The organism is Frondihabitans sp. 762G35 (genome assembly GCF_002074055.1).
Taxonomy (GTDB): domain Bacteria; phylum Actinomycetota; class Actinomycetes; order Actinomycetales; family Microbacteriaceae; genus Frondihabitans.
Genome location: NZ_CP014619.1, coordinates 459,764 through 485,616, shown reverse-complemented (window position 1 = coordinate 485,616; position 25,853 = coordinate 459,764). Strand labels below are relative to the sequence as shown.

Sequence of the window (25,853 nt, the reverse complement as noted above, 5' to 3'; positions counted from 1 at the left end):
TCCCGCAGGATGCACGGCCACCGGCACACGCAGCATCACCCCTACCGGTGGGGACCTCCCCCGCCCTAGTATTTCCCCGACATCCCCTCACAACGTGGTCAGGTGGTTACCCGTGCAGATCATCTCCGTTCTCTCGTCCGTCATCGGCGGCTTGGCCGTGTCCTTCCTCATCTATCTGGGCCTGAACTTCATCGTCGCCAAGACGAACACCGCGTGGAACAGGCGGCTCCTGCCCTACGTGTTCATCGGGCCGGTGCTCCTGCTGATCCTGGTGTTCCTCATCGGACCGACGCTGCTCACCGTGTACCAGAGCCTCCTCAAGACCGACCAGTACGGCCTGCAGTCGTTCGGCGGCCTGTCGAACTACGTGTCGCTCTTCACGACGCCGTCGTTCCTGCAGACGCTCCTCAACAACCTGCTCTGGATCATCGTGGTGCCGGCCGTGACCGTGATCATCGGCCTCGCCGTCGCGACCCTCGCCGACCGCCTCGGCCCGAAGCGCGAGAAGACGTTCAAGTCGATCATCTTCCTGCCGATGGCCATCAGCTTCATCGCCGCAGCGACCATCTGGTCGTTCGTCTACTACTACGTGGCTCCCGGCCAGCCCCAGGTGGGCCTGCTGAACGGCATCTGGACCGGCATCACGCACGCCGACCCGATCGCCTGGCTGCAGAACAGCACGGCGCACGCGAACAGCTTCCTCATCATGGCCGTCGTCATCTGGCTCAACGCCGGCTACGCCATGGTCCTCCTCTCCGCAGCCATCAAAGCCGTGCCGGAGGAGACCATCGAGGCCGCCAGGATCGACGGCGCGAGCGAGCGCCAGGCGTTCTTCCAGATCATCGCCCCGCAGATCCGCGGAACGATCATCGCGGTCTTCATCACGGTGCTCATCACGGTCATGAAGATCTTCGACATCGTATTCGCGATGACGAGCGGTGCGTTCAACACGAACGTGCTGGGCATGGAGTTCTACAACCAGTTCTTCTCGTTCAACAACCCCGGCAAGGCGTCCGCGGTCGTGGTCATCCTGATCATCGCCGTGATCCCCGTCGTCATCTACCAAGTCCGCACCTACCGTCAGCAGGAGGCACTCCGATGACCGAAATCGTCCCCACCATCGCGACGACGAAGACCTCGACGAAGGCCAGGGTCAAGCCGGAGGCGATCACCAAGACGGGCGCCCCGAAGCGGCGCCCCGCGCTGACGATCATCCTCGGCGTGGTCGCTGTCCTGTGGCTCATCCCGGTGATCGGCCTCTTCATCACGAGCTTCCGCACCACCACCGACGCGCAGTCGACCGGCTGGTGGACGGTGTTCGCGAAGTTCTTCGGAACGGCGTGGACCCTCGACAACTACTCCAACGCCCTGTCGGGCGCGAGCAGCGGAACGGGCCAGAGCCTCGCCGGCGAGTTCCTCAACAGCGTCGCGGTCGCCGTGCCGGCCACCGTCCTGCCGATCATGTTCGCGGCGTTCGCCGCGTACGCGTTCACGTTCCTGGAGTTCCGCGGCAAGGAGATCTACTTCGCCCTCATCGTCGGTCTGCTCGTCGTGCCGGTGCAGATCGCGCTCATCCCCATCCTGCAGACCTACAAGGCGATCACGCAGGCGACGGGCATCCAGATCACCGGGACGTTCCCGGCGGCCTGGATCGTCCACTCCGCCTTCGCGCTGCCGCTGTGCATCTTCATCCTGCGCAACTACATGTCGACGCTCCCCAACGCCCTCATCGAAGCCGCCCGCGTCGACGGCGCCTCGCACTTCCAGATCTTCTGGCGGCTCGTGGTGCCCATGTCGGTGCCGGCACTGGCGTCGTTCGCGATCTTCCAGTTCCTCTGGGTGTGGAACGACTACCTGGTCGCCTACATCTTCATCGGAAACGCGAACCCCGTGCTCCAGCAGGGCCTGCTCGGTCTGCTCGGCCAGTACAACCAGGGGTGGAACCTCGTGGCGGCCGGCTCGTTCATCGTCATGATCGTGCCGTTCATCGTCTTCCTGTCGCTGCAGCGATTCTTCGTCCGCGGCCTCACCGCCGGCTCCGTCAAGTAGCCTCGCGCACGCTCCCCGCCGAACGGCCGCCCCCTCGGGGGCGGCCGTTCCGTCGTACGCCCGCACCGCCCCGCCCGCAAGGCTCCCGCCCGATCCGCTACCGAGACTCCACGTTTTACGACGCCCGCCAAAAGTGAGTGGCATGTCGTGGAGTCGCGAACGGCACCCACCCGGATGTGGACGGTTCCGACGTCCCCCCGCCTCCAGCGGCGCGCTCAGCGCGCTCGCTCCCCCAGCCGCGGTGCGCGGACGCGCACCGCCCTTCAGCGTCGTGGAAAAAGCATCCAGAAAATGGAAAAGCCCCTCTCGAAGAGAGGAGCACGGAAAAACCATTTGCTGGGGTACCTGGACTCGAACCAAGAACAACTGAACCAGAATCAGTCGTGTTGCCAATTACACCATACCCCAAGGCACAGCCCTCGAAAGAGGCTGACCAGGCGGCTCGTTACCCGAACCGAGTCACTACTCTACAGCATGCCGGCGGCCTCTCAAGCCGCCCCGGTCAGAGTCGCGCCGACAGACGCTCGAGGCGCGAGAGAGTGGACTCGCGCCCGAGGATCTCCATCGACTCGAACAACGGCGGACTGATCCGGCGCCCTGACACGGCGACGCGCAGGGGCCCGAAGGCATTGCGCGGCTTCAACCCGAGGCCGTCCACGAGCGATGCCCTGAGGGCGGCTTCGAGGGCCGGCGTCGTCCAGTCGTCGAGACCGGCGAGCGCTTCCGTGGCAGCACGCAGCACGTCGCCCGATCCCTCGCCGAGCGTCTTCAGGGCGTCGTCGGCGTAGTCGAGCTCGTCATCCTCCGTGAAGAGGAACCCGAGGAGTCCGGGGGCCTCCCCCAGCACCTGCATGCGTTCCTGCACGAGAGGTGCTGCCGCGTCGAGGATCCGCTGCTGCTCGGCCGTCGGCGGCTCCTGCACGAAGCCCTCGAGGTACGGCAGGAGCCTCGTGGCGAAGTCGCCCGCCTCCAGAAGCCGGATGTGGTCGCCGTTGATCGACTCCGCCTTCTTGTGATCGAAGCGGGCAGGGTTCGGGTTGACGTCCTCGACGTCGAACGCGGCGACCATCTCCTCGAGCGAGAAGACGTCGCGGTCGTGCGAGAGCGACCAGCCGAGGAGCGCCAGATAGTTGACGAGCCCCTCCGGGATGAAGCCGTGCGTGCGGTGGAGGAAGAGATCCGCCTCCGGGTCGCGCTTCGAGAGCTTCTTGTTCCCCTCGCCCATGACGTAGGGGAGGTGGCCGAACCTGGGGATGAACGACGCGACGCCGACCTCGACGAGCGCCTCGTAGAGCGCGATCTGACGAGGTGTCGACGAGAGGAGGTCCTCCCCGCGCAAGACGTGCGTGATGCCCATCAGAGCGTCGTCCACGGGGTTGACGAACGTGTAGAGCGGAATGCCGTTCGGACGCACGACGACGAAGTCGGTGAAGGATCCGGCGGGGAACGTGATCTCGCCGCGGACGAGGTCGTCGAAGCTCAGGTCGCGATCGGGGACCCGGAGCCGCAGGGCCGGCTTCCGGCCCTCGGCGCGGTAAGCCTCCCGCTGCTCCGTCGTCAGGTCGCGCTCGAAGTTGTCGTATCCCTGCTTGGGGTCACGACCGTTGTCGCGGTTGCGCGCCTCGATCTCCTCGGCGGTGGCGAAGCTCTCGTAGAGGAGCCCACGCTCGGTGAGCTGCGCGATGACCTCCGTGTAGATGTCGTGGCGCTGCGACTGCCGGTAGGGCGCGTGCGGGCCGCCGACCTCGACACCCTCGTCCCAGTCGATCCTGAGCCACCGGAGAGCCTCGATCAGCTGCAGGTAGCTCTCCTCGCTGTCGCGAGCGGCATCGGTGTCCTCGATGCGGAAGATCAGCTTGCCGCCGGTGTGACGCGCGTAGGCCCAGTTGAACAAGGCCGTGCGGATCAGTCCGACGTGCGGCGTGCCCGTCGGAGAGGGGCAGAAGCGCACGCGGACATCGGAACCGGAGGCGGTGGTGAAGGAAGCAGACATCGTGGCCAATCCTACCGTCGCCGACCGCACGAGCCCGTGCCTGCCGGGAGCACCGGCCTGGACGTCTTGCGCTGCTGCTCAGCGTCGTGCCCGCCGGTTAACGCAGAAGAGCCATCCCGGTGTGTGGGATGGCTCTTCTGGTGGTGCAACGTTAAGTCCGGCGGTGTCCTACTCTCCCACAAGGTCCCCCTTGCAGTACCATCGGCGCTGAGAGTCTTAGCTTCCGGGTTCGGAATGTGACCGGGCGTTTCCCTCTCGCTATGGCCGCCGAAACATTCATGCCACACCACCCCACGTGGTGTGGGTGTGGTGTGAAGTCGTGTTCCGAAGTCAATGCTTCGTGCTATTGAGTTAGCTTCGCACCCCGCCAAGCGGGGTACTGGTTTCACGGAACAGGGTCGTATCGACCGTGTTTCGGGAACCACATAGTGGACGCGAGCATCACCGCCCCTGCCACACACAGTTACCTGTACGTGGTGGTGGGTGTTGTCAAGTTATCGGCTTATTAGTACCGGTCAGCTCCATGGGTCTTTAGTCCCCACTTCCACATCCGGCCTATCAACCCAGTAGTCTAGCTGGGAGCCTCTCCCCCCGAAGGGGATGGAAATCTCATCTCGAAGCCGGCTTCCCGCTTAGATGCTTTCAGCGGTTATCCGTTCCGAACGTAGCTAATCAGCGGTGCCCTTGGCAGAACAACTGACACACCAGAGGTTCGTCCATCCCGGTCCTCTCGTACTAGGAATAGATCTTCTCAAATTTCCTACGCGCGCAGCGGATAGGGACCGAACTGTCTCACGACGTTCTAAACCCAGCTCGCGTACCGCTTTAATGGGCGAACAGCCCAACCCTTGGGACCTACTCCAGCCCCAGGATGCGACGAGCCGACATCGAGGTGCCAAACCATGCCGTCGATATGGACTCTTGGGCAAGATCAGCCTGTTATCCCCGAGGTACCTTTTATCCGTTGAGCGACAGCGCTTCCACAAGCCACTGCCGGATCACTAGTCCCGACTTTCGTCCCTGCTCGACTTGTCAGTCTCACAGTCAAGCTCCCTTGTGCACTTACACTCGACACCTGATTGCCAACCAGGTTGAGGGAACCTTTGGGCGCCTCCGTTACTTTTTGGGAGGCAACCGCCCCAGTTAAACTACCCACCAGGCACTGTCCCTGAACCGGATCACGGTTCGAAGTTAGATATCCAGAGTGACCAGAGTGGTATTTCAACAATGACTCCACCCGAACTAGCGTCCGAGCTTCACCGTCTCCCACCTATCCTACACAAGCCACACCGAACACCAATACCAAGCTGTAGTAAAGGTCACGGGGTCTTTCCGTCCTGCTGCGCGTAACGAGCATCTTTACTCGTAGTGCAATTTCGCCGAGTTCGCGGTTGAGACAGCTGGGAAGTCGTTACGCCATTCGTGCAGGTCGGAACTTACCCGACAAGGAATTTCGCTACCTTAGGATGGTTATAGTTACCACCGCCGTTTACTGGGGCTTAAATTCTGAGCTTCGCTTGCGCTAACCCTTCCTCTTAACCTTCCAGCACCGGGCAGGCGTCAGTCCGTATACATCGTCTTGCGACTTGGCACGGACCTGTGTTTTTAGTAAACAGTCGCTTCCCACTGGTCTCTGCGGCCTTCCCCGCTCCCGGAGTAAATCCGTTCACGGTTCCGGCCCCCCTTCTCCCGAAGTTACGGGGGCATTTTGCCGAGTTCCTTAACCACGATTCTCTCGATCTCCTTGGTATTCTCTACCTGACCACCTGAGTCGGTTTGGGGTACGGGCGGCTAAAACCTCGCGTCGATGCTTTTCTCGGCAGCATAGGATCACTGAATTCCCCCAATCGGGGTACGCATCGGATCTCAGGCGCATTGACGACGGATTTGCCTATCGTCAGCCCTACATCCTTACACCAGGATCACCTTACGGATACCATCGCCTGGCTCAGCTACCTTCCTGCGTCACACCTGTTAATACGCTAACCGCACCAGCATGGGGTCGAGCGTTAGACCGGCCGGCTTCACCCCGAAGGGATCCACTCAGCCGGGTTAGGACTCTTAGCACCACTGGATTAGCTTGAGCGGTTTTTCGCCGGTACGGGAATATCAACCCGTTGTCCATCGACTACGCCTGTCGGCCTCGCCTTAGGTCCCGACTTACCCAGGGCGGATTAACCTGGCCCTGGAACCCTTGGTCTTTCGGAGGACGGGTTTCTCACCCGTCTTTCGCTACTCATGCCTGCATTCTCACTCGTGTGGCGTCCACGGCTGGTTTCCACCGCCGCTTCACTCGCCACACGACGCTCTCCTACCACTCCATACGACTGAACCACGAAGGCTTGTCTATAATATGAAATCTACAACTTCGGTGGTGTGCTTGAGCCCCGTTACATTGTCGGCGCGGAATCACTTGACCAGTGAGCTATTACGCACTCTTTCAAGGGTGGCTGCTTCTAAGCCAACCTCCTGGTTGTCTCTGCAACTCCACATCCTTTCCCACTTAGCACACGCTTAGGGACCTTAGTTGGTAGTCTGGGTTGTTTCCCTCTCGACGATGAAGCTTATCCCCCACCGTCTCACTGCTGCGCTCTCACTTACCGGCATTCGGAGTTTGGCTGACGTCAGTAAGCTTTTGGGCCCCATCGGCCATCCAGTAGCTCTACCTCCGGCAAGAAACACGCAACGCTGCACCTAAATGCATTTCGGAGAGAACCAGCTATCACGAAGTTTGATTGGCCTTTCACCCCTATCCACAGCTCATCCCCTCCATTTTCAACTGAAGTGGGTTCGGTCCTCCACGACGTCTTACCGTCGCTTCAACCTGGCCATGGATAGATCACTTCGCTTCGGGTCTAGGACATGCGACTGAATCGCCCTATTCAGACTCGCTTTCGCTACGGCTACCCCTCACGGGTTAACCTCGCCACATATCGCTAACTCGCAGGCTCATTCTTCAAAAGGCACGCTGTCACCCCTACTAAGGAGGCTCCAACGGTTTGTAAGCAAACGGTTTCAGGTACTATTTCACTCCCCTCCCGGGGTACTTTTCACCTTTCCCTCACGGTACTTGTCCGCTATCGGTCATCTGGGAGTATTTAGGCTTATCAGGTGGTCCTGACAGATTCACACGGGATTTCTCGGGCCCCGTGCTACTTGGGATACGCATTCAGCCAGCAACACCATTTCGGCTACGGGGTTGGCACCCTCTATGACCAGGCTTTCAATCCTGTTCGCCTATAATGCGCTGTAACTGTTCCAGTCCGGCAGAACTGAACAACACGTCCCACAACCCCGACCATGCAACGACCGCCGTCTATCACACATGACCGGTTTAGCCTCTTCCGATTTCGCTCGCCACTACTCACGGAATCACTGTTGTTTTCTCTTCCTGTGGGTACTGAGATGTTTCACTTCCCCACGTTCCCTCTACCCGCCCTATATATTCAGGCGGGAGTCACCAGGTCAGTCAGACCGCCTGGCGGGGTTTCCCCATTCGGAGACCCTCGGATCACAGCTCGATTATCAGCTCCCCGAGGCTTATCGCAGATTTCTACGTCCTTCTTCGGCTCCAGATGCCAAGGCATCCACCGTTTGCTCTTAAAAACTTGACCACAAAGAACCACGACAAGAAGGCTCCACCCGAAGGCGGCGCCACTTGACGCGGTAAATCAGTGTTATCTCGTTACCCCAACCGGCAAGCCGGCTGGGGAAGAAATTGCACTCGAACACCTGCCAACAACCTGAGCCACCCCGAAAGGCGACCCTGATCGTTCACACGCGTTCAAGATGCTCGCGTCCACTGTGTAGTTCTCAAAAAACGGGCGACACCAACTCCTCGAAGCACAAAGCTTCTCAGACCTGGTCCGCTTGAGGATTCAACCCCGACGACTCAAAGAGCCCCCGGTGTTTGGTCCCTCAGGACCCAACAACGTGCACGCCCACCCCACCCAGCCCCTCCGCCGTTCCAAACCCCCCGAAAGGAGTCGTACTAGAAGAAAGAACCTTCGGAAGAAGGCCACTGTCAATGTTCCACCCATGAGCGCCACCCGAACACATTCGGTTCGGTGTGACTTGACCCGTTGATCCCTGTGTAAACAGCAGGGCAGGTACATGCTCCTTAGAAAGGAGGTGATCCAGCCGCACCTTCCGGTACGGCTACCTTGTTACGACTTAGTCCTAATCACCGATCCCACCTTCGACAGCTCCCTCCAAAAGGTTGGGCCACTGGCTTCGGGTGTTACCGACTTTCATGACTTGACGGGCGGTGTGTACAAGGCCCGGGAACGTATTCACCGCAGCGTTGCTGATCTGCGATTACTAGCGACTCCGACTTCATGAGGTCGAGTTGCAGACCTCAATCCGAACTGAGACCGACTTTTTGGGATTCGCTCCACCTTACGGTATTGCAGCCCTTTGTATCGGCCATTGTAGCATGCGTGAAGCCCAAGACATAAGGGGCATGATGATTTGACGTCATCCCCACCTTCCTCCGAGTTGACCCCGGCAGTCTCCTATGAGTTCCCACCATAACGTGCTGGCAACATAGAACGAGGGTTGCGCTCGTTGCGGGACTTAACCCAACATCTCACGACACGAGCTGACGACAACCATGCACCACCTGTATACCGACCTTGCGGGGCGACCATCTCTGGACGTTTCCGGTATATGTCAAGCCTTGGTAAGGTTCTTCGCGTTGCATCGAATTAATCCGCATGCTCCGCCGCTTGTGCGGGCCCCCGTCAATTCCTTTGAGTTTTAGCCTTGCGGCCGTACTCCCCAGGCGGGGAACTTAATGCGTTAGCTGCGACACAGAAACCGTGGAATGGCCCCTACATCTAGTTCCCAACGTTTACGGCATGGACTACCAGGGTATCTAATCCTGTTCGCTCCCCATGCTTTCGCTCCTCAGCGTCAGTTACGGCCCAGAGATTTGCCTTCGCCATCGGTGTTCCTCCTGATATCTGCGCATTCCACCGCTACACCAGGAATTCCAATCTCCCCTACCGCACTCTAGTCTGCCCGTACCCACTGCAGGCTGGGGGTTGAGCCCCCAGATTTCACAGCAGACGCGACAAACCGCCTACGAGCTCTTTACGCCCAATAATTCCGGACAACGCTTGCACCCTACGTATTACCGCGGCTGCTGGCACGTAGTTAGCCGGTGCTTTTTCTGCAGGTACCGTCAAGAGCAAGCTCCCTTCTTCCCTACTAAAAGAGGTTTACAACCCGAAGGCCGTCGTCCCTCACGCGGCGTTGCTGCATCAGGCTTTCGCCCATTGTGCAATATTCCCCACTGCTGCCTCCCGTAGGAGTCTGGGCCGTGTCTCAGTCCCAGTGTGGCCGGTCACCCTCTCAGGCCGGCTACCCGTCGTCGGCTTGGTGAGCCATTACCTCACCAACTACCTGATAGGCCGCGAGTCCATCCTTGACCAAAAAATCTTTCCACCCCCAGACCATGCGGCCAGGAGTCATATCCGGTATTAGACGTCGTTTCCAACGCTTATCCCAGAGTCAAGGGCAGGTTACTCACGTGTTACTCACCCGTTCGCCACTAATCCCCCCAGCAAGCTGGGGATCATCGTTCGACTTGCATGTGTTAAGCACGCCGCCAGCGTTCGTCCTGAGCCAGGATCAAACTCTCCGTAAAAGAAAAACACCACAACCAACCGGAAAAAGGCCGATCGCAGCAAGTTTGATGCTGACCAAAAGAACAAAAACAATCTGACGATTGTTGTCCATTTCAATCTCAAAGAAACCCAACACCCACCAACCCCCCACCACGAACGCGATGAAAGGACAAGCAGATGCCGAGGTAAAACTTTGGCATTTGACAATGTGCACGCTGTTGAGTTCTCAAGGACCAAACGCACCCCGCCCACCCAGCCACAAAGACCAGACAGCACGAAAGCAAATCAGAACCTAAACCACCTTTTCGGGCCGCAACACTCCTGGAGACCAGGCGACGCGACTTCGGCATGTCTTTCGAGCTTGCCGCATCCGGATGTGATCGAGACGATCAGGATCTGGAAGGTGGGAGTTGCAATCCTAACCACACTAGACAGTGGCTGCAAGAGCCGATCTGGTGGAAGGATGTCCCCGCTTGAGGCCGTTGACCGCGAGATGTGATCTCAGCGGCCCGTTTCGAACCTTTGGGGTGACAAGAGAAAACAATACGTGTCGATCGGGGGTCTGCCAAATCTCGGCTGCATCCCGGGCGTGTCGCGGCGTCAGTCCCGCGACCGCGTGGGGTTGATCAGGGACCCGAGCCCCTCGATCCCGACCTCCACGGTCTGGCCTGCGGTGAACGGAACGGCGCCCGAGGGCGTACCCGTCAGGATCACGTCGCCGGGAAGGAGCGTGAAGACATCGCTCACGAACTCGATGAGCTCCGGGATCTTGCGGATCATCTGCTCGGTGGTCTCGCTCTGGATGAGCTCGCCCTCCACCCGCGTCTGCACGCGGAGGTCGCTCCAGTCCAACTCGGTCTCGATGTAGGGACCGAGCGGGCAGAACGTGTCGTAGCTCTTGGCGCGGGTCCACTGGCCGTCCGCCTCCTGCACGCCCTGGGCCGTGACGTCGTTCGCGATCGTGTAGCCGAAGACGACGTCGCCGTAGTTCTCCGCGGAGACGCGCTTCGCGATCCCCCCGATGACGATGGCCAGGGAGGCGCCCATGAGGATGGACCCCTCCACAGGAGGCAGGACGATGGGATCGCCCAGGCCGACCACGGTGGTGTTCGGCTTGACGAAGAGGACGGGGAACTCCGGGGTGTCCGTGCCCGCGCCGTCGGACTCGCTGTAGTAATTCAGCCCGACGCCGACGACCTTGGATCGCGGGATCACCGGCGCGAGGACTCGACTCGTGCGGAGCGGCACGCGCTCCCCCGTGGTCTGGTACCCGCTGTACATCGGATCGCCCGCGAGGACGACGAGGTCTTCGCCGTCGACGACGCCGAAACGGGGATCTTCACCAGGACTCGAGAAACGCGCGATCTTCACGGGTCGAGACTATCGGCCCGGGTGGGGCCGTGCTCCGGGCATCCTGCGCGCCACAGGTCTAGGAGTCGAGGCCCGGGACGTCGAGGAACGCGGCGTCCGGGTTGCCGAAGCGGTGAGCCGTCACCGTGACGGCCTGCTCGCGGAGGAAGGGCAGCAGCTCCAGTCGAGAGGCCGGAGTGACGGCGCCGGCGAACACCGCGACGGCGGGATCACCGTGCAGGGCCACCGCGAGCGCGACGGCCGCCGACTCGGGACCGACGAGTCGCACCCGGGGCGTCGTGACGCCGTCGGCGTGGAAGCGGGCGTCATCGGCCACGCGCACGTCGGCTCCCGCGGAGCGCAGCACGGAGACGACCCGCTCCGGCAGGGGGACGGCGGACGACACCGAAAATGGCGCCCCCGATCGGAGACCCGCGGCGAGCACGCGGACGAGGTCGGACGTCGATCCGCCCTCGGCGAGGCGCACCGTGACGGGGAGCGGGCGGTACCGGAAGACGTTGCGCTCGAGGCCGAGGCCCGAGACGTCCGGAGCCGCTCCGAAGGTGGCGACCCACGACTCCTGGTCGCCCGACACCGCTGCGCGCAGCGCGTCGAGGTCCGTCACGAGATCACGGGAGGCCTCGAGGAGTGCCGTCACCGCGGGAAGGGGCGCAGCGGCAGGATGCCCGGAGAGGGGCTCCCCCCGCCACGACCCGAGGTGCACCAGGTAGTTGGGCCCACCCGCCTTGCCCCCCGCCCCCACTGCGGAGCGCTTCCACCCGCCGAAGGGCTGCCGGCGGACGATGGCGCCGGTGATGCCGCGGTTGACGTAGAGGTTCCCCGCCTCGATACGGTCGAGCCAGGTCGCGAGCTCACGGCGGTCGAGGGTGTGGATCCCGGCGGTGAGGCCGAAGTCGGTGGCGTTCTGGAGGGCGATCGCCTCGTCGAGCGTCGCGGCCGTCATGACGCCGAGGACGGGGCCGAAGTACTCGGTGCGGTGGAAGGCGCTGCCCGGGGCGACCCCGGCGCGGATGCCCGGCGACCAGAGCCGGCCGCTGTCGTCGAGCCTCCGGGGCTCGACCAGCCAGGACTCCCCCGCCTCGAGGGTCGTCAGAGCGCCGAGGAGCTTGCCCGACGCCGGCTCGACGAGCGGCCCCATCTGAGTCGTCGGGTCGGACGGGAGGCCGACGCGCATGCTGGAGGCGGCGTCGACGAGCTGCCGGCGGAAGCGGTCGGACGTGGCCACGGATCCGACGAGGATCACGAGGCTGGCCGCGGAGCACTTCTGCCCGGCGTGACCGAAGGCGGAGCGGATGACGTCGCCTGCCGCCAGGTCGAGATCGGCGCTCGGCGTGACGATGATGGCGTTCTTGCCGCTCGTCTCGGCGAGCAGGGGCAGGTCGGGCCGCCAGGAGCGGAACAGCTCGGCGGTCTCGAACGCGCCGGTGAGGATGACCCGGTCGACCTCGGGGTGCGAGACGAGGCGACGCCCCAGATCGCCCTCGTCGACGTCGACGAGGTGGAGGACCTCGCGCGGGACGCCGGCGTCCCAGAGCGCCTCGACCAGGACGGCTCCCGAGCGTTTCGCCTGGCCGGCGGGCTTCACGACGACGCTCGACCCGGCGGCGAGCGCGGCGACGGTCGAGCCCGTGGGGATGGCGACCGGGAAGTTCCATGGCGGCGTCACGACCGTGAGCGTGGAGGGGACGAATCGCGCCCCGTCGACCCGGTCGAGTTCCTCGGCGAGTTCGGCGTAGTAGGTGGCGAAGTCGATCGCCTCGCTCACCTCGACGTCGCCCTCGGCGATCGTCTTGCCCGTCTCGGACGCGGCGACCTCGATGAGGTCGGCGCGGCGGCGGGCGAGGGAGGCGGCGGCGCGGCGCAGGATCGTGGCGCGGCCCGTGCCACCGAGCGCCGCCCAGGCGGGAGCGGCCAGGACGGCTCGCCGCACGACGTCGTCGAGCGCCTGCGCGTCGTCGATCCGAGCGGCGCGGATCGTCGCGACACCGAGGTCGGAGGTCGGGACTCGGCCGAGGATCCTGCGCCCCCACTCGCGGTTGGCTCCGAGCGCCGGGTCGGTGTCCGGGGTGTTCTCGAAGGCACCCTCGCGGACGGCCGGCGTCTCGTCGAGGCGCGACTGCGTGCGGTGGGGAGCGGGAGCACCGGTGGTGACGCGCGCGAGGGAGTCGAGGAAGCGGCCTCTCTCCCTCTCGAACAGCGCCTCGTTCCGCGCGAGCTCGAAGACGGCCGACATGAAGTTCTCGCTGGAGGCGTTCTCCTCGAGCCGGCGGATGAGGTAGCTGATCGCGACGTCGAACTCGCGCGGGTGGACGACGGGCGTGTAGAGCAGGAGCCCGCCGACCTCCGCCTTGACGAGGTCGGCCTGCCCCTCGGCCATCCCCAACAGCATCTCGAACTCGACCCGGTCCGCCACGCCGCGTCGCACCGACAGCAGGTGGGCGAACGCGATGTCGAAGAGGTTGTGGCCCGCGACGCCGAGGCGGATCGCGGCGGTCCGCTCGGGGGTCATGGCCCACTCGAGGACGCGCTTGTAGTTGGTGTCGCTGTCGAGCTTGGTGTCGTAGGTGGCGAGAGGCCAGTCGTGGAGGGCCGCGTCGACGTGCTCCATGGCGAGGTTGGCGCCCTTGACGACCCGGACCTTGACGGGCGAGCCGCCCGCTTCGATCCGCCTCGTGGCCCAGGCGTTCAGACGCTGCAGGGCGCCGAGGGCGTCGGGGAGATAGGTCTGGAGCACGATGCCGGCCTCGAGCGACGAGAGCTGCTCCTCGTCGAGCACGCGGGTGAAGACGGCGATCGTGAGGTCGAGGTCGCGGTACTCCTCCATGTCGAGGTTGATGAACTTCGGCTTCGGCGAGCGCGCCGCGATCTCGTACAGCGGGATCAGCTTCTCGGCAACGCGCTCGACCGTCTCGTCGAAGGCCCACATCGACAGCTGGCTCACGATCGAGGAGACCTTGATGGAGACGTAGTCGACGTCGTCGCGCTCGAGGAGCTCCCTCGTGCCGCGCAGGCGGTGGTCGGCCTCCGCGTCGCCGAGGACGGCCTCGCCGAGGAGGTTGAGGTTCAGCCGGGTGCCGTCCTTCTTGAGGGTCTCGAGAGCGCGGCCGAGGCGGTCGGGCCGGGAGTCGACGATGAGGTGCGACACCATCCCGCGGAGGACGCGCCGGGCGAGCGGGACGACGATGCCGGGGAACGTGGGAGCGAGAGCGCCGCCGAGGCGGACGGCCGCGCGCATCGGGAGGGGCAGGAACGACGGGACGGAGGCGGCGAGGCCGGCCAGGTTGCGGGCCGCGACCGACAGGTCTTCCGGGCGGACCACACGGTCGACGAACCCGATGGTGAAGGCCAGCCCGGACTCGTCCTCGAGGACGTGCGCCAGGAGCTCCGCGGACCTCGTGCTCGGCGCCTTCGTGGCCTCGTGCGCCCAGCGCCGGGCCAGGGCGACCGCCTCGTCTGCGAGCCCGGGCGGGAAGACCTCCGGCGCTCCCGTGCGGGTGTCGGCTGCGGTGCTCGCGGCCTCGGGGGCCACCTCGATGTTCGCCATGCGCTCACAGTACGTCGAGAACTTGCCGCGTGGCAAGGATTGGATTCGCGACCCGGGCGCCTCGCCCGCGGACGGCAGGACGACCCGGATCGATCGACGGTCGACCGCGAGCCGAGAAGCTGCTACTTTCGGGGCCAAGGACGCCCGAACCCCGCGGAAGGGCAGTGTCATGGCGATCATCGAAGCTCACGGTCTGACGAAGACCTACCGGTCGAAATCCGGGCCCGTCCACGCTCTCGCCGGCCTCGACCTGACCGTGCCCGAGGGCACCGTGAAGGCCCTGCTCGGTCCGAACGGCGCCGGCAAGACCACGACCGTGAAGGTCCTCACGACGCTCACTCGCCCCGACGAGGGGACGGCCCGGATCGCGGGCATCGACGTGCTCGCCGACCCGCGGGCCACCCGACGCGTGATCGGCGTCTCCGGCCAGTACGCCGCCGTCGACGAGAACCTCACCGGCTTCGAGAACCTCGACATGATCGGCCGCCTCTACCACCTCGGCCGACGCGAGTCGCAGCGGCGGGCGCACGAGCTGATCGACCTCTTCGAGCTCACCGCCGCGGGCGACCGACCCGTCAAGGGCTTCTCGGGAGGCATGCGGCGGCGGATCGACCTCGCCGGGGCGCTGGTGACCGACCCGCGCGTCCTCTTCCTCGACGAGCCGACCACGGGGCTCGACCCGCGATCGCGCCTGGCGCTGTGGGACGTCATCACGAGTCTCGTGAAGGGCGGCACGACCGTCCTCCTGACCACGCAGTACCTCGAGGAGGCGGACCAGCTGGCCGACGACATCTCGGTCATCGACGACGGCCGGGTCATCGCGGAGGGGACCTCCGACGAGCTGAAGGCGCAGGTCGGCGGCCACCGGGTGGTCGTGTCGCTGACCGACGCCGCCGATCGAGACGCGGCCACGGGCATCCTGCGCCGCCACGGCGATTCGGAGCCCGTGATCTCCTCCGACGGCCGCACGATCGACGTGGCCGTCACCAACGGCCCCGAGTCGCTCCAGCGGGTGCTCGGCGACCTCGACGCCGACGGGATCGACCTCCACGACGCCGGCATGCGGCGCCCCACGCTCGACGACGTCTTCCTCACCCTCACCGGCCGGAGCACCGAGGTCGAGGCCGCCGACGACGCTCCGGCGACGAAACGGAAGAAGGCGGCGGCATGACCACGCTCGCGGCGCGAGGTCGCCCGGTCGGGGCCTCCTCGGCCACCCTCGGCACCTGGTTCTCGGACGGCTGGGCCGTCACCAAGCGCAACCTCATCAAGATCAAGCGCTCCCCCGACATGCTCATCTTCGCGGTGCTGCAGCCGATCATGTTCGTCCTGCTGTTCAGCCAGGTCTACGGCGGAGCGATCTCCGTGAAGGGCACCGACTACACGCAGTTCCTCATGGCCGGCATCTTCGCCCAGACCGTCGTCTTCGGCGCGACGTTCTCGGGCTCCGCCATGGCGCAGGACCTCAAGGCGGGGATCATCGACCGGTTCCGGACCCTCCCGATGTCGACCTCGGCCGTGCTGATCGGGCGGACCAACTCCGACCTCGTGCTCAACGGCATCTCGATGGTGATCATGATGGCGACGGGATTCGCGGTCGGGTGGCGGGTGAACGCCTCGCCGCTGTCGTTCCTCGCCGGGGTCGGACTGCTCCTGCTGTTCAGCTACGCCTTCAGCTGGGTCATGGCGCTGCTCGGCATGAGCGTGAAGACCCCGGAGACGATCCAGAACGCGTCGTTCATGATCCTGTTCCCGCTGACCTTCGTGTCGAACGCCTTCGTGCCGAGCGACACCCTGCCGACGCCGCTGCGGATCTTCGCGGAGTGGAACCCGGTCTCGTCGCTCGTCCAGTCGGCGCGGAAACTGTTCGGCAACGAGGGGACGACGCCCGTGCCCGACGTCTGGACGCAGCAGAACGCCCTGGCGACCGTCCTGATCGGGATCGCCGTGATGCTGGTGGTCTTCGTCCCCTGGTCGGTGCGGAAGTTCGCGTCGATCAGCTCGCGCTGACGTCGTCCGCGGGAGCCGCGGCTCCTGCCGTCGCCTCGCGCACGGCGTCATCGAGCTCCGCCAGCGGGACCGCGACGATCGACGAGATCACGAGCCGCATGGTCTCGGCGACGCGCACCCGGCCGCGGTCGTAGAGCCACTGGAGCTGCAGGCCGTCCTGGACCGCGAGCACGACGCGGGCCGCCGTCTCCGCCGTGTAGCCGGGCGCCAACCATCCGCGAGCGCCCGCCACGTCGAGGTAGCGGGTGGTGGAGGCGACGATGCGCTCGTAGAAGTCGGCGTAGTAGTCGTGGGCAGGATGCTCGGGCGAGGTGGACTCCGCCGACGCGGTGTTGAACAGCTGGATGACGCCCGGCACGTCGACGTTGTACTCCGCCAGGTCGACCAGTTCGCCGAGCCGCATCCCGCCGACGTCGTCGAAGTGCCGCCGGAGGCGCTCGTCGCGGCGCCTCAGGACGGCCAGGAGGAGCTCCTCCTTGGTCGGGAAGTAGTGCATGAGCGACTGGTGGGAGACGCCGCACTGCCGGGCGATCTCGCGGAGCGAAGCGCCGTGGAAGCCGGACTGCCCGAAGACCTCGAGCGCCGCGTCCAGAATGCTCTCGCGCTTCGCGAGGCCCTTCGCGTAGTGCCCGGGCGACGCTGTCCGGCCCGTCGCGGGGGCGGTTCCGTCGGTCGTCACGCGGTCGACGATACGGGACCGGCGCCCCGTCGCGGTGCCCGGCCCCGTCGCGAGCGCCGTCGGTAGGCTCACCCTCGTGCCTCTGCCGCCGCGTGAACCGGGATCTGCGATCACGGGTGCGCGATGAACTGGTCGCTGCTCCGGCTGCCCGCGTTCCGGGCGCTCTGGCTCGGCCGCCTGTTCTCCTGGGTCGGCAGCGGGATCGGCCCGGTCGCCCTCGCGTTCGCGGCGCTCGACCTCGGAGCGGACGCCGTGCAGCTCGGCCTGGTCGTGGCGGCGAGGTCTCTTCCGAACCTCCTGCTGATCCTCTTCGGCGGGGTCCTCGCCGACCGGCTGCCGAAGCGGCTGATCGCCGTGGGCTCCTCGGTCGTCTCGGCGCTGTCGCTCGCCGTGGGCGCCCTGCTCCTGGCGGGCGGACTCGGGACGCTCCCGCTCCTGGCCGTCCTCGGCGCGCTCAACGGCGTCGGCGCCGCGTACTTCTCGCCGTCGACCAGCGCTCTGCTCCGCGAGCTCGTCGGCGACCAGCTGATCCGCGACGCCACCGTGCTCAACCGGGTCAGCATGAACATCGGCCTCATCGTGGGGACGGCGATCGGTGGGGCCCTCGTCGCGGCCTTCTCGTCGCAGATCGCGCTCGCCGTCGGGTCCCTCCTGTTCACCAGCGCCCTCGTGGCGTTCGCCGGCCTCCCGAGGAACGCCATCGGGGCGGTGCGCGGCGGCTCCTTCGCTCGGGACCTGCTCGAGGGCCTCGCGTTCGTCCTCCGCACGCGGTGGCTGCTCTCGACGCTGATCCTGTCGTTCCTCGCGCAGTTCGTCTTCGCGGGCGCCGTCCAGGTGCTGGGCCCGATCGCGGCCCGCGAGACGTTCGGCCCCGCCCTCTGGGGGTTCGCCGGAGCGGTGCAGACCCTCGGGCTCGTCGTCGGCGCCGTCGTGGCGGGGTCGCTGCGCGGGCGGCTGCGGCTCGCGGTCGCGACGACCGGGACGATGGCGATGGCGCTGCCCCTGGGAGTCCTCGCCCTGATCCTGCTCGTCGAACCGCTCGGCGTGGATCCGCTGCACTGGTTCTTCTGGCTGAGCCTCGCGCTGTTCGCGGCCAGCGTCGGGCTCGAGATCTTCACGATCCCCCTCGACGTGACGGTGCAGCTCCAGGTGCCGCGGAGCTACCTGGCCCGCGTCTACGCGAGCCTCACCCTGGCCTCCCTCGCCGGGATGCCACTGGGCGAGATCGTCGTCGGGCCCGTCGCACGGCTCGTCGGCTCCTCCGCCACCCTCGTCGGCATGGCGGTGCTCATCGTGGCCGCTTCGGCCGTCGTCGGGCTCAGCCGACGCGTGCGGAACGCCGACGCCGCCCTCGGCTGAGCGTCACGACCGTCTACCGCGGGTGCCGCCGCGCGGGTTCCCCCCGCGCCCCGAGCCCCGCTGCGGGCCTCGAGCGCGAGCGGGTCGGGCGGCGGATCCGGGCTTGCCGCCGGAGCGGTCCGCGGCCCCCTTCTTCGCCGTCTTCGAGGCGGCAGGAGCCTCGGACTCGTCGCGCCGCGCCCTCGAACTGTTCGCGGTCCGGCCCCGCACCACCCCGATGAAGTCCTCCACCTCGGGGGTCGTCGCCTCCTCCGGCCAGACGAGGGCGATCGTCGTCGCGGGCAGATCCGTGACGAAGCGGGAGACGACACCCTTCCGCGCGTAGAGGCGCCCGAGCGACTGCGGCATGACCGCGACCCCGGCGCCCGTCTCGACGACCTCCACGGCCGCGACGAGGTCGAGGGTCGGATCCTGGTCGAACCGCCTCTCGCCGGCGAGATCGGCGAGCACGACGCTCTCCGCCTCGGCGAGGGGGTGCTCCTTCGGAAGGACGGCGACGGGCTGCTCGTCGTAGAGCGGGATGACGCTGAACCCGTCGGCCTCGATCGGCAGCCGCGCGAAGACGACGTCGGCCCGGCCCTCGCGGAGAGCCAGCGCGGGATCGGCGGCGTCGACGTGGAAGATCTCGAGCGGCACGCGCGGGTGACGCTCCTCCCACACGCGCGACCACTTCGTCAGGGTCACGCCCGGCACGAAGCCGACGCGGAAGGCGCCGGCCGCTCTCTGATCGCTCACGATTCCCCTGCCGGTGGCTCGAACGCCGGGCGGTTCGCCGACGAGACGCCAGGTTACCGGGGCCGGGCCGCTACCCTGGGCAGATGACGACCGAGAACAGCGACCAGCCGGAGACGCCGCGCGCGAAGCCGACCAAGACGTCGCAGACCATGAAGCCGTTCACCGCGGCGAAGAAGCTCGGCATCCACCTGCCCGCGACGCCCGAGGAGTTCCAGAACACGCCCCTCACGCGCGAGGCCTTCGCCGAGCTGTCCGACAATCCGCCCGAGTGGCTGCAGGAGCTCCGCCGCACCGGCCCGCACCCGCGCCCCGAGGTGGCGCGCAAGCTCGGCGTCACCATCTCGGGTCTCGCCCGCGGCGGCGTCGAGGAGGCGCTCACGACCGACGAGATCACGGCGCTGCTCGAGGAGATGCCGTGGTGGCTCTCGCAGGAGCGGTACAACCTCGCCCAGGTCCGCGACGAGGAGCTCCGCGTCAAGGAGCGCAACGCCGAGCGCGCCGCGAAGCGCGCCGCCGAAGGCCGCTGACCGCGGGCCGGTAGCCTGGCGCCGTGACTGAATTCGCGCTCGCCGTCGATCTCGGCGGGACCAAGGTCGAAGCCGCCCTCGTCGATGCCTCCGGGCTCCTCCTCGCGGGAAGTCGCGACCGGCAACCGACAGGGCCCGACGCCTCCTCAGACGACCTGGCCGAGGCCGTTCGCGCGGTCGTCGTGCACGCCCTGGGCGTCCTGCCCGGAGACGGCAGGATCATCGGGGTCGGCATCGGCAGCGCCGGTCCCGTCGATCTCGGGCTCGGCACCGTCTCCCCCATCAACCTCCCCGCCTGGCGCGAGTACCCGCTGCGCGAGCTCGTCGCGGGCCTCGTCGGCGAGTCGCTGCCCGACACGGCACCCGTGACCCTGCGGCTCGACGGCGTGAGCCTGGCCCTCGCCGAGCACTGGGTCGGGGCCACGCAGGGCGTCGACAACGCCCTCGCGGTCACCGTCTCGACCGGTGTCGGCGGCGGGCTCATCGTCAACGGGCGCCTCCTGTCGGGCGGCACCGGCAACGCCGGCCATATCGGCCAGATCCAGATCGCGACGCGGACCCCGGGAGAGACCTCGGAGCGGGTGACCCTCGAGGTGCTTTGTTCGGGTCCTCACACGGTCGCGTGGGCTCGGGAGCAGGGCTGGCAGGGCGAGCGGGGCGAGGACCTCGCCGCCGGCTACGCCTCCGGCGACCCCCTGGCCGTGGCAGCCGTCCGCCGGTCGGCAACGGCCCTCGGCGAGGCCATCACCTCCGTGACGACGCTCCTCGACCTCGACGTCGTCGCCGTGGGCGGCGGATTCTCGCGGGTGAGCGCCGACTACCTCGACCTCGTCCGCGCCGTGATCGAGGAGGCCGCGTACAACGGCTACGCCAAGCGCGTCCGGGTCGTCCGATCCGGCCTGTCGGACGAGAGCCCCCTCGTCGGCGCCGCCGCGCTCGTACACCAGTCGCACCTGCTGGGCTGAAAGACCGCCGGGCGGCGACTGCACGTCGGTCGTAGGCTTGTCGAACACCCCAATGGCGGCCGGCGTGCATCCTGCGTCCGGCCGTTCCGTCTGCCCGGAGGTAATCATGACCACCACCGTTCCCGCTCTCGTCGCCCGCACCGCGGGTGCCGCATTCGAGCGCACCACCATCGAGCGCCGCGACGTCGGCGCCCACGACGTCCAGATCGACATCGCCTTCGCCGGCATATGCCACTCCGACATCCACCAGGCTCGCGAGGAGTGGGGCTCCGCGATCTTCCCGATGGTCCCCGGCCACGAGATCGCCGGAATCGTCACCGAGGTCGGAGCCGAGGTCACGAAGCACAAGGTCGGCGACCGCGTCGGCATCGGCTGCTTCGTCGACTCCTGCCGCGAGTGCGAGAACTGCCTCGCCGGCGAGGAGCAGTTCTGCGTCAAGGGCAACGTGCCCACCTACAACGGCCGCGAGTACACGGGTGAGGACACCTACGGCGGCTACAGCAAGCAGATCGTCGCCGACGAGAACTACGTGCTCTCGATCCCCGAGGGCATCGCGCTCGACGAGGCCGCGCCCCTCCTCTGCGCCGGCATCACGACCTACTCGCCCCTGAAGCACTGGGGTGCCGGCCCCGGCAAGAAGGTCGCCGTCGTCGGAATGGGCGGACTCGGCCACATGGCCGTCAAGATCGCGCACGCCCTCGGCGCCGAGGTGACCGTCATCAGCCAGACGCTCTCCAAGAAGGAGGACGGCCTGAAGCTCGGAGCCGACCACTACTACGCCTCCAGCGACCCGTCGACCTTCAAGGACCTCCGTTCGACCTTCGACCTGATCATCAACACGATCTCGGCCGACATGGACATCGACGCCTACGCCCGCACCCTGCGCCTCAACGGCACCATGGTGTTCGTCGGACTGCCCGAGAAGCCGCAGAGCTTCAGCGCCGGATCGCTGATCATGGGCCGCCGCAGCCTCGCCGGCTCCAACATCGGCGGCATCCGCGAGACCCAGGAGATGCTCGACTTCTGCGCCGAGCACCACATCGGCGCCGAGATCGAGGTCCTCGACGCGAGCGACACCACGACGATCGACGAGGCCTACGAGCGCGTCGTCGGCAGCAAGGTCCGCTACCGCTTCGTGATCGACACCGCGACGATCTAGGTTCCGACCGCGACACGACGAAGCCCCCCGGAGGATCCTCCGGGGGGCTTCGTCGTGCTCGGGATCTACTTCATCTGCCGCTCGGGACGCTTCTGCCGCGCGAACTCGGCGGGGGTGTCGTCGCCGTTCCAGATCGTGACGATGCCCCAGGCGACGGCGGCGATCGGGACGGAGAGGATCGCTCCGACGATGCCGCCGATGATGGTGCCCGCCGTCAGCGCGATCAGCACCACGAGGGGGTGGAGCTTGAGGGACCGCGCCATGACGACCGGCTGCAGGAAGTTGCCCTCGAGCTGGTTGACCACGACCACGATGGCCACGACGATGATCGCGGCGACGGGGCCGTTCGCCACGAGGGCGACGAGGGCCGCCAGGATGCCCGCCACCGTCGCTCCGACGAGCGGGACGAAGGCCGAGATGAAGACGATGACCGCCAGCGGGAGCGCCAACGGGACCCCGAGGGCGAAGAGCCCGATCCCGATGCCGAGAGCGTCGACGAGAGCGACCGTCGCGGTTCCGCGGACGTAGCCGCCCAGGGTCGAGACCGTCTTGGCCCCGACACGCTCGGCCCGGGAGAACTGGTCTCCGGAGAACGGTCGGAGCAGGAACGCCCAGATCTTCGGGCCGTCCTTCATGAAGAAGAAGAGGACGACGAGGAAGAGCGCGAGACCCGCGACGAAGCTCGAGGCGGCGGAGACGCCCGCAAGGGCGCCGGACGAGAACGAGCTGCTCTGCAGGAACTTGACGCCGGAGTCGATGGCGCTCTGGACCTGGTCGTCGCCGATCTGGAACGGGCCGTCCTTCACGAACGACTGCAGCTGGTCGAGGCCCTTCGACGCCTGCGAGACGAGGGAGCCGATCTGGTTCTGCACCGCCTCCACGATGAGGAACACCACCAGGCCGAGGATCACGATGATCGCGACGAGGGAGATCCAGGTCGCGAGGATCGAGGGCACGCCCTTGCGGCGGAGGAGCTCGAGGAACGGGTACATCGCCGAGGCGAAGATCAGCGCCAGCACGACGGGGATCACCACGAGGCTGAGCTGCGTCATCGCGAAGACGAGGCCGATGGCCACGAGGAGGACGAGGATGATCTGGAGGCAGCGGGTGGCGAGGCGCCCGAAGGCGTCCGACCAGATGGTGCGCTGAGCACTCCAGGTCAGCGGCGGGCGCTGCCCCGGGGCTCCGGCCGTGACCGCAGGATCTGCGGTGTCACGGTCGTTCGTACGGCGGAAGAGGCCCATGGATCGTCTGCTTTCGTCGGCGGTTCGATCTCCACCGTACCGGGCGAGGCGTCGGGGCGGTCGCCGCTACTTCTTCGTCGGCGTGGGCGTCGCGCTCGAGGTCGCCGTGTCGGAGTAGCTGTTGCCGGCCGCCGTGACGACGAAGTTGCTGAACTCCGCGGTCGTGAAGGGCGTCGTCGCCTTGTACTCCTGGCCGTTGACGAGGACCGTCGGCGTGCCCTGCACCTTGCCGATGGAACTTCCCGCGATCGGACCGTCGAGCGCCCGCTGGGTGGCGCTCACGACCCAGGGCACGTACGTCTTGTCGCTGATGCAGCGCGCGATGCTGTCGGTCTGCGTGATCTTCGGCACGCCCTTGATCAGCGTCAAGATCGCGGCATCGGTCAGGCCGGCCGTCCCCTCCTTCGGCTGCTTCGCGAACATGGCCGTGTTGAAGTCGAAGAAGGCGTCGGGCGAGTACGTGGCCACGCAGGCCGCGGCGTTGGCGGCGCGCTGGCTGTACTTCGTGCCCAGCGACTGGTTGGTCAGGATCGCGATGGGGTGGTAGTCGACCGTCGCGGCGCCGGACTCGACGAGCCCCTTGATGTACTCGTTGTTCGTCGCCCCGAACGAGCCGCAGATCGGGCAGAGGTAGTCGAGGTAGACGGAGATCTTGACCGTGTCGGCGGCCGCGGCCGTCGTGGTGGGGCTGGGGGCGGCCGAGGCGCTCTGCGCATCGGCGGGCACGGCCTTGAAGTCACGGCCGATGGTGATGCCGTCGCCGGCCATGTTCGCCGGGCCGGGGCCCTCGGGACGGACGGACTGGGTGACCACGAGCACGATCCCGACGATGACCGCGATGATCACGAGGCCGAGAGCGCCCTGGATGGCCCACCGACCGCGCCTGGCGCGGGCCTTCTGGCGCTGACGCGCGGCCTGGGCCTTCGCACGGGCCGCGGCCCTGCGCTGGCCCCGGGACGAACCGGAGGGTGCGCCGTTCTGCTGGTCGTCAGAATCGCTGTCAGTCATGGAACGAGGTCTCCGATACGCGGTCTCCGCCGAGGGGCCGTGTCGTTGTCTTCCGGGAACGCGCGCCGCGTCGAAACGCAGCGTCAGGGGAATTCACGTGTGTGAAACCTCGTCAACAGTATTTGGAGTCACTGGGAAAAGTCCAAGCAGATCGATGCGGCCGCATCGGGTCACCCCTGTTCGGGGGTGATCATCCGGGTGAGAGGACCCGACCAACCGGTCCGGTGTGCTAGAAATAGCGAGGCGGTCATCGGCGACATCGCTTGGTTGACAGCCATCCATTCACAACGGATCGTCCGGCACGTACCTGCCGGTGAAGGAGAAACATCATGGCGTCTGTGACGTTCGACAAAGCAACCCGTCTCTACCCGGGTTCGACCCGCCCCGCTGTCGACTCGATCGACCTGCAGGTCGCCGACGGCGAGTTCCTCGTCCTCGTCGGCCCCTCCGGCTGCGGCAAGTCGACCACCCTGCGAATGCTCGCCGGCCTCGAAGAGGTCAACTCGGGCGACATCCTGATCGGCGACCGCAACGTCACCGACGTGCCGCCGAAGGACCGCGACATCGCGATGGTCTTCCAGAACTACGCGCTGTACCCGCACATGACCGTCGCCGAGAACATGGGCTTCGCGCTCAAGATCGCCGGCGTCGGCAAGGACGAGCGCGCCACCCGCGTCCTCGAGGCCGCCAAGCTCCTCGACCTCGAGCCCTACCTCAGCCGCAAGCCCAAGGCCCTCTCCGGTGGTCAGCGTCAGCGCGTCGCCATGGGCCGCGCGATCGTCCGCCAGCCCCAGGTCTTCCTCATGGACGAGCCGCTGTCGAACCTCGACGCCAAGCTCCGCGTCCAGACCCGCACGCAGATCGCGTCGCTCCAGCGCCGCCTCGGCGTCACCACGGTCTACGTCACCCACGACCAGACCGAGGCCCTCACGATGGGCGACCGCATCGCCGTGCTGAAGGACGGCGTCCTCCAGCAGGTCGGAACCCCCCGCGACCTCTACGAGAAGCCCGACAACGTGTTCGTCGCCGGCTTCATCGGCTCGCCCGCCATGAACCTCCTCCCCGCCGACGTCGTCGACGGGGGAATCCAGTTCGGCACGAGCGTCGCCGCCGTGGAGCGCGACATCCTCGGCCAGGCCACGTCGAAGTCGGTCACGGTCGGTATCCGCCCCGAGGACGTCGTCGTCTCGACCACCGGCGAGGGCCTCAAGGTCGCCGTCGACGTCGTCGAGGAGCTCGGAGCCGACGGTTACCTCTACGGTCACGCCGACGTCAACGGCCAGCGCGCCGACATCGTCGCCCGCGTCGACGGACGTGCGCACGCCAGCGCCGGCGACACCGTGTTCATCACCCCGCAGGCGCACCACGTGCACGTCTTCGACTCCGAGTCGGGCCTCCGCCTCGGCGACAAGGCCGTCGTCTCCGCGTAGCCGAAACGGCCCGGTCGCGCGACCTGCGGCGTTGTCGTCGTCGCCGATAGTTCCACTATCGGCTTCCTCCTCCGCCTTGCATCTCACGCGTCCGGGCCATTTCTCTGTCCGGGCTCATTCGTCCACCGATCGCGTCGGCACTAACATCGG

The 25,853-nt window shown here is 66.3% G+C and carries 16 protein-coding genes, 1 tRNA gene and 3 rRNA genes; 9 read left to right on the top strand and 11 right to left on the bottom strand.

The features are described 5' to 3' along the window. The first annotated feature begins 112 nt into the window (after positions 1-112). Both AS850_RS02385 and AS850_RS02380 read left to right on the top strand, forming a co-directional pair. A complete protein-coding gene (locus tag AS850_RS02385) occupies positions 113-1,102 on the top strand; it encodes a carbohydrate ABC transporter permease (protein WP_236940799.1) in 990 nt (329 codons plus the stop codon). After that, entirely contained in the window at positions 1,099-2,049 is a 951-nt protein-coding gene (locus tag AS850_RS02380; RefSeq protein WP_119867675.1) for a carbohydrate ABC transporter permease, read from the top strand. The genes AS850_RS02385 and AS850_RS02380 overlap by 4 nt, the downstream gene beginning before the upstream one ends. Before the next feature lie 336 nt (positions 2,050-2,385). Here AS850_RS02380 and AS850_RS02375 read toward each other — a convergent pair. The 7 genes from AS850_RS02375 to AS850_RS02345 all read right to left on the bottom strand — a co-directional run bounded on the left by AS850_RS02375 (position 2,386) and on the right by AS850_RS02345 (position 14,587). Next, positions 2,386-2,457 (bottom strand) — tRNA-Gln (locus tag AS850_RS02375). 94 nt (positions 2,458-2,551) lie between these two features. Continuing rightward, entirely contained in the window at positions 2,552-4,042 is a 1,491-nt protein-coding gene (gltX, locus tag AS850_RS02370) for a glutamate--tRNA ligase (protein WP_119867674.1), read from the bottom strand. A 155-nt stretch (positions 4,043-4,197) separates the two neighbouring features. After that, positions 4,198-4,314: ribosomal RNA gene (gene rrf / locus AS850_RS02365) — 5S ribosomal RNA — on the bottom strand. A 213-nt stretch (positions 4,315-4,527) separates the two neighbouring features. Beyond that, positions 4,528-7,656 (bottom strand): 23S ribosomal RNA (locus AS850_RS02360). Between the two features lie 510 nt (positions 7,657-8,166). Then, a 16S ribosomal RNA gene (locus AS850_RS02355) occupies positions 8,167-9,692 on the bottom strand. Together the 16S, 23S and 5S rRNA genes form the textbook arrangement of a ribosomal RNA operon. A gap of 580 nt (positions 9,693-10,272) precedes the next feature. Next, entirely contained in the window at positions 10,273-11,043 is a 771-nt protein-coding gene (locus AS850_RS02350; RefSeq protein ID WP_119867673.1) for a fumarylacetoacetate hydrolase family protein, read from the bottom strand. 58 nt (positions 11,044-11,101) lie between these two features. Then, positions 11,102-14,587 carry a proline dehydrogenase family protein gene (locus AS850_RS02345; protein ID WP_119867672.1) on the bottom strand — a complete coding sequence of 1,162 codons (3,486 nt, stop codon included), beginning with the start codon at positions 14,585-14,587 and terminating at the stop codon, positions 11,102-11,104. 169 nt (positions 14,588-14,756) lie between these two features. Here AS850_RS02345 and AS850_RS02340 point away from each other — a divergent pair, with 169 nt between their 5' ends. Beyond that, positions 14,757-15,758, top strand: a complete 1,002-nt coding sequence (locus AS850_RS02340) for an ATP-binding cassette domain-containing protein (protein WP_119867671.1) — start codon at positions 14,757-14,759, stop codon at positions 15,756-15,758. Beyond that, positions 15,755-16,597, top strand: a complete 843-nt coding sequence (locus tag AS850_RS02335; RefSeq protein ID WP_119867670.1) for an ABC transporter permease — start codon at positions 15,755-15,757, stop codon at positions 16,595-16,597. Before AS850_RS02340 ends, AS850_RS02335 begins: the two co-directional genes overlap by 4 nt. Here AS850_RS02335 and AS850_RS02330 read toward each other — a convergent pair. After that, on the bottom strand, positions 16,584-17,276 hold the full coding sequence (locus tag AS850_RS02330) for a TetR/AcrR family transcriptional regulator (RefSeq protein ID WP_164088359.1): 693 nt from the start codon (positions 17,274-17,276) through the stop codon (positions 16,584-16,586). The genes AS850_RS02335 and AS850_RS02330 overlap by 14 nt on opposite strands. A 123-nt stretch (positions 17,277-17,399) precedes the next feature. On the opposite strand from AS850_RS02330, the gene AS850_RS02325 reads away from it, so the two are divergent. Further along, positions 17,400-18,635, top strand: a complete 1,236-nt coding sequence (locus tag AS850_RS02325; protein ID WP_119867668.1) for an MFS transporter — start codon at positions 17,400-17,402, stop codon at positions 18,633-18,635. 3 nt (positions 18,636-18,638) lie between these two features. Here the strand turns inward: AS850_RS02325 and AS850_RS02320 are convergent, their stop codons facing one another. After that, the gene (locus tag AS850_RS02320; RefSeq protein ID WP_119867667.1) at positions 18,639-19,370 is read right to left on the bottom strand and encodes a LysR family substrate-binding domain-containing protein; all 732 of its coding nucleotides are present in this window, start codon (positions 19,368-19,370) and stop codon (positions 18,639-18,641) included. Between the two features lie 149 nt (positions 19,371-19,519). Between AS850_RS02320 and AS850_RS02315 the strand changes: the two genes are divergently transcribed. The 3 genes from AS850_RS02315 to AS850_RS02305 all read left to right on the top strand — a co-directional run bounded on the left by AS850_RS02315 (position 19,520) and on the right by AS850_RS02305 (position 22,021). After that, positions 19,520-19,897: a DUF5997 family protein gene (locus AS850_RS02315; protein WP_173795207.1), complete on the top strand. Its 378-nt coding sequence runs from the start codon at positions 19,520-19,522 to the stop codon at positions 19,895-19,897. A 23-nt stretch (positions 19,898-19,920) separates the two neighbouring features. After that, positions 19,921-20,862 carry an ROK family protein gene (locus AS850_RS02310; protein WP_119867665.1) on the top strand — a complete coding sequence of 314 codons (942 nt, stop codon included), beginning with the start codon at positions 19,921-19,923 and terminating at the stop codon, positions 20,860-20,862. A 106-nt stretch (positions 20,863-20,968) separates the two neighbouring features. Continuing rightward, entirely contained in the window at positions 20,969-22,021 is a 1,053-nt protein-coding gene (locus AS850_RS02305; protein ID WP_119867664.1) for an NAD(P)-dependent alcohol dehydrogenase, read from the top strand. Positions 22,022-22,086: 65 nt separating this feature from the next. Here AS850_RS02305 and AS850_RS02300 read toward each other — a convergent pair whose 3' ends face one another. Beyond that, a complete protein-coding gene (locus AS850_RS02300) occupies positions 22,087-23,265 on the bottom strand; it encodes an AI-2E family transporter (RefSeq protein ID WP_119867663.1) in 1,179 nt (392 codons plus the stop codon). Between the two features lie 66 nt (positions 23,266-23,331). After that, on the bottom strand, positions 23,332-24,273 hold the full coding sequence (locus AS850_RS02295) for a DsbA family protein (RefSeq protein WP_119867662.1): 942 nt from the start codon (positions 24,271-24,273) through the stop codon (positions 23,332-23,334). Positions 24,274-24,602: 329 nt separating this feature from the next. Between AS850_RS02295 and AS850_RS02290 the strand changes: the two genes are divergently transcribed. After that, the gene (locus AS850_RS02290) at positions 24,603-25,703 is read left to right on the top strand and encodes an ABC transporter ATP-binding protein (protein ID WP_119867661.1); all 1,101 of its coding nucleotides are present in this window, start codon (positions 24,603-24,605) and stop codon (positions 25,701-25,703) included. The last annotated feature ends 150 nt before the right edge of the window (positions 25,704-25,853 follow it).

Bases quoted from the DNA above. Each gene is read 5' to 3' on its own strand.
- AS850_RS02290 (WP_119867661.1), top strand. From the start codon at position 24,603: ATGGCGTCTGTGACGTTCGACAAAGCAACCCGTCTCTACCCGGGTTCG.
- AS850_RS02335 (WP_119867670.1), top strand. From the start codon at position 15,755: ATGACCACGCTCGCGGCGCGAGGTCGCCCGGTCGGGGCCTCCTCGGCC.
- AS850_RS02300 (WP_119867663.1), bottom strand. From the start codon at position 23,265: ATGGGCCTCTTCCGCCGTACGAACGACCGTGACACCGCAGATCCTGCG.
- AS850_RS02325 (WP_119867668.1), top strand. From the start codon at position 17,400: ATGAACTGGTCGCTGCTCCGGCTGCCCGCGTTCCGGGCGCTCTGGCTC.
- AS850_RS02340 (WP_119867671.1), top strand. From the start codon at position 14,757: ATGGCGATCATCGAAGCTCACGGTCTGACGAAGACCTACCGGTCGAAA.
- AS850_RS02305 (WP_119867664.1), top strand. From the start codon at position 20,969: ATGACCACCACCGTTCCCGCTCTCGTCGCCCGCACCGCGGGTGCCGCA.
- AS850_RS02315 (WP_173795207.1), top strand. From the start codon at position 19,520: ATGAAGCCGTTCACCGCGGCGAAGAAGCTCGGCATCCACCTGCCCGCG.
- AS850_RS02345 (WP_119867672.1), bottom strand. From the start codon at position 14,587: ATGGCGAACATCGAGGTGGCCCCCGAGGCCGCGAGCACCGCAGCCGAC.
- AS850_RS02380 (WP_119867675.1), top strand. From the start codon at position 1,099: ATGACCGAAATCGTCCCCACCATCGCGACGACGAAGACCTCGACGAAG.
- gltX (WP_119867674.1), bottom strand. From the start codon at position 4,042: ATGTCTGCTTCCTTCACCACCGCCTCCGGTTCCGATGTCCGCGTGCGC.
- AS850_RS02295 (WP_119867662.1), bottom strand. From the start codon at position 24,273: ATGACTGACAGCGATTCTGACGACCAGCAGAACGGCGCACCCTCCGGT.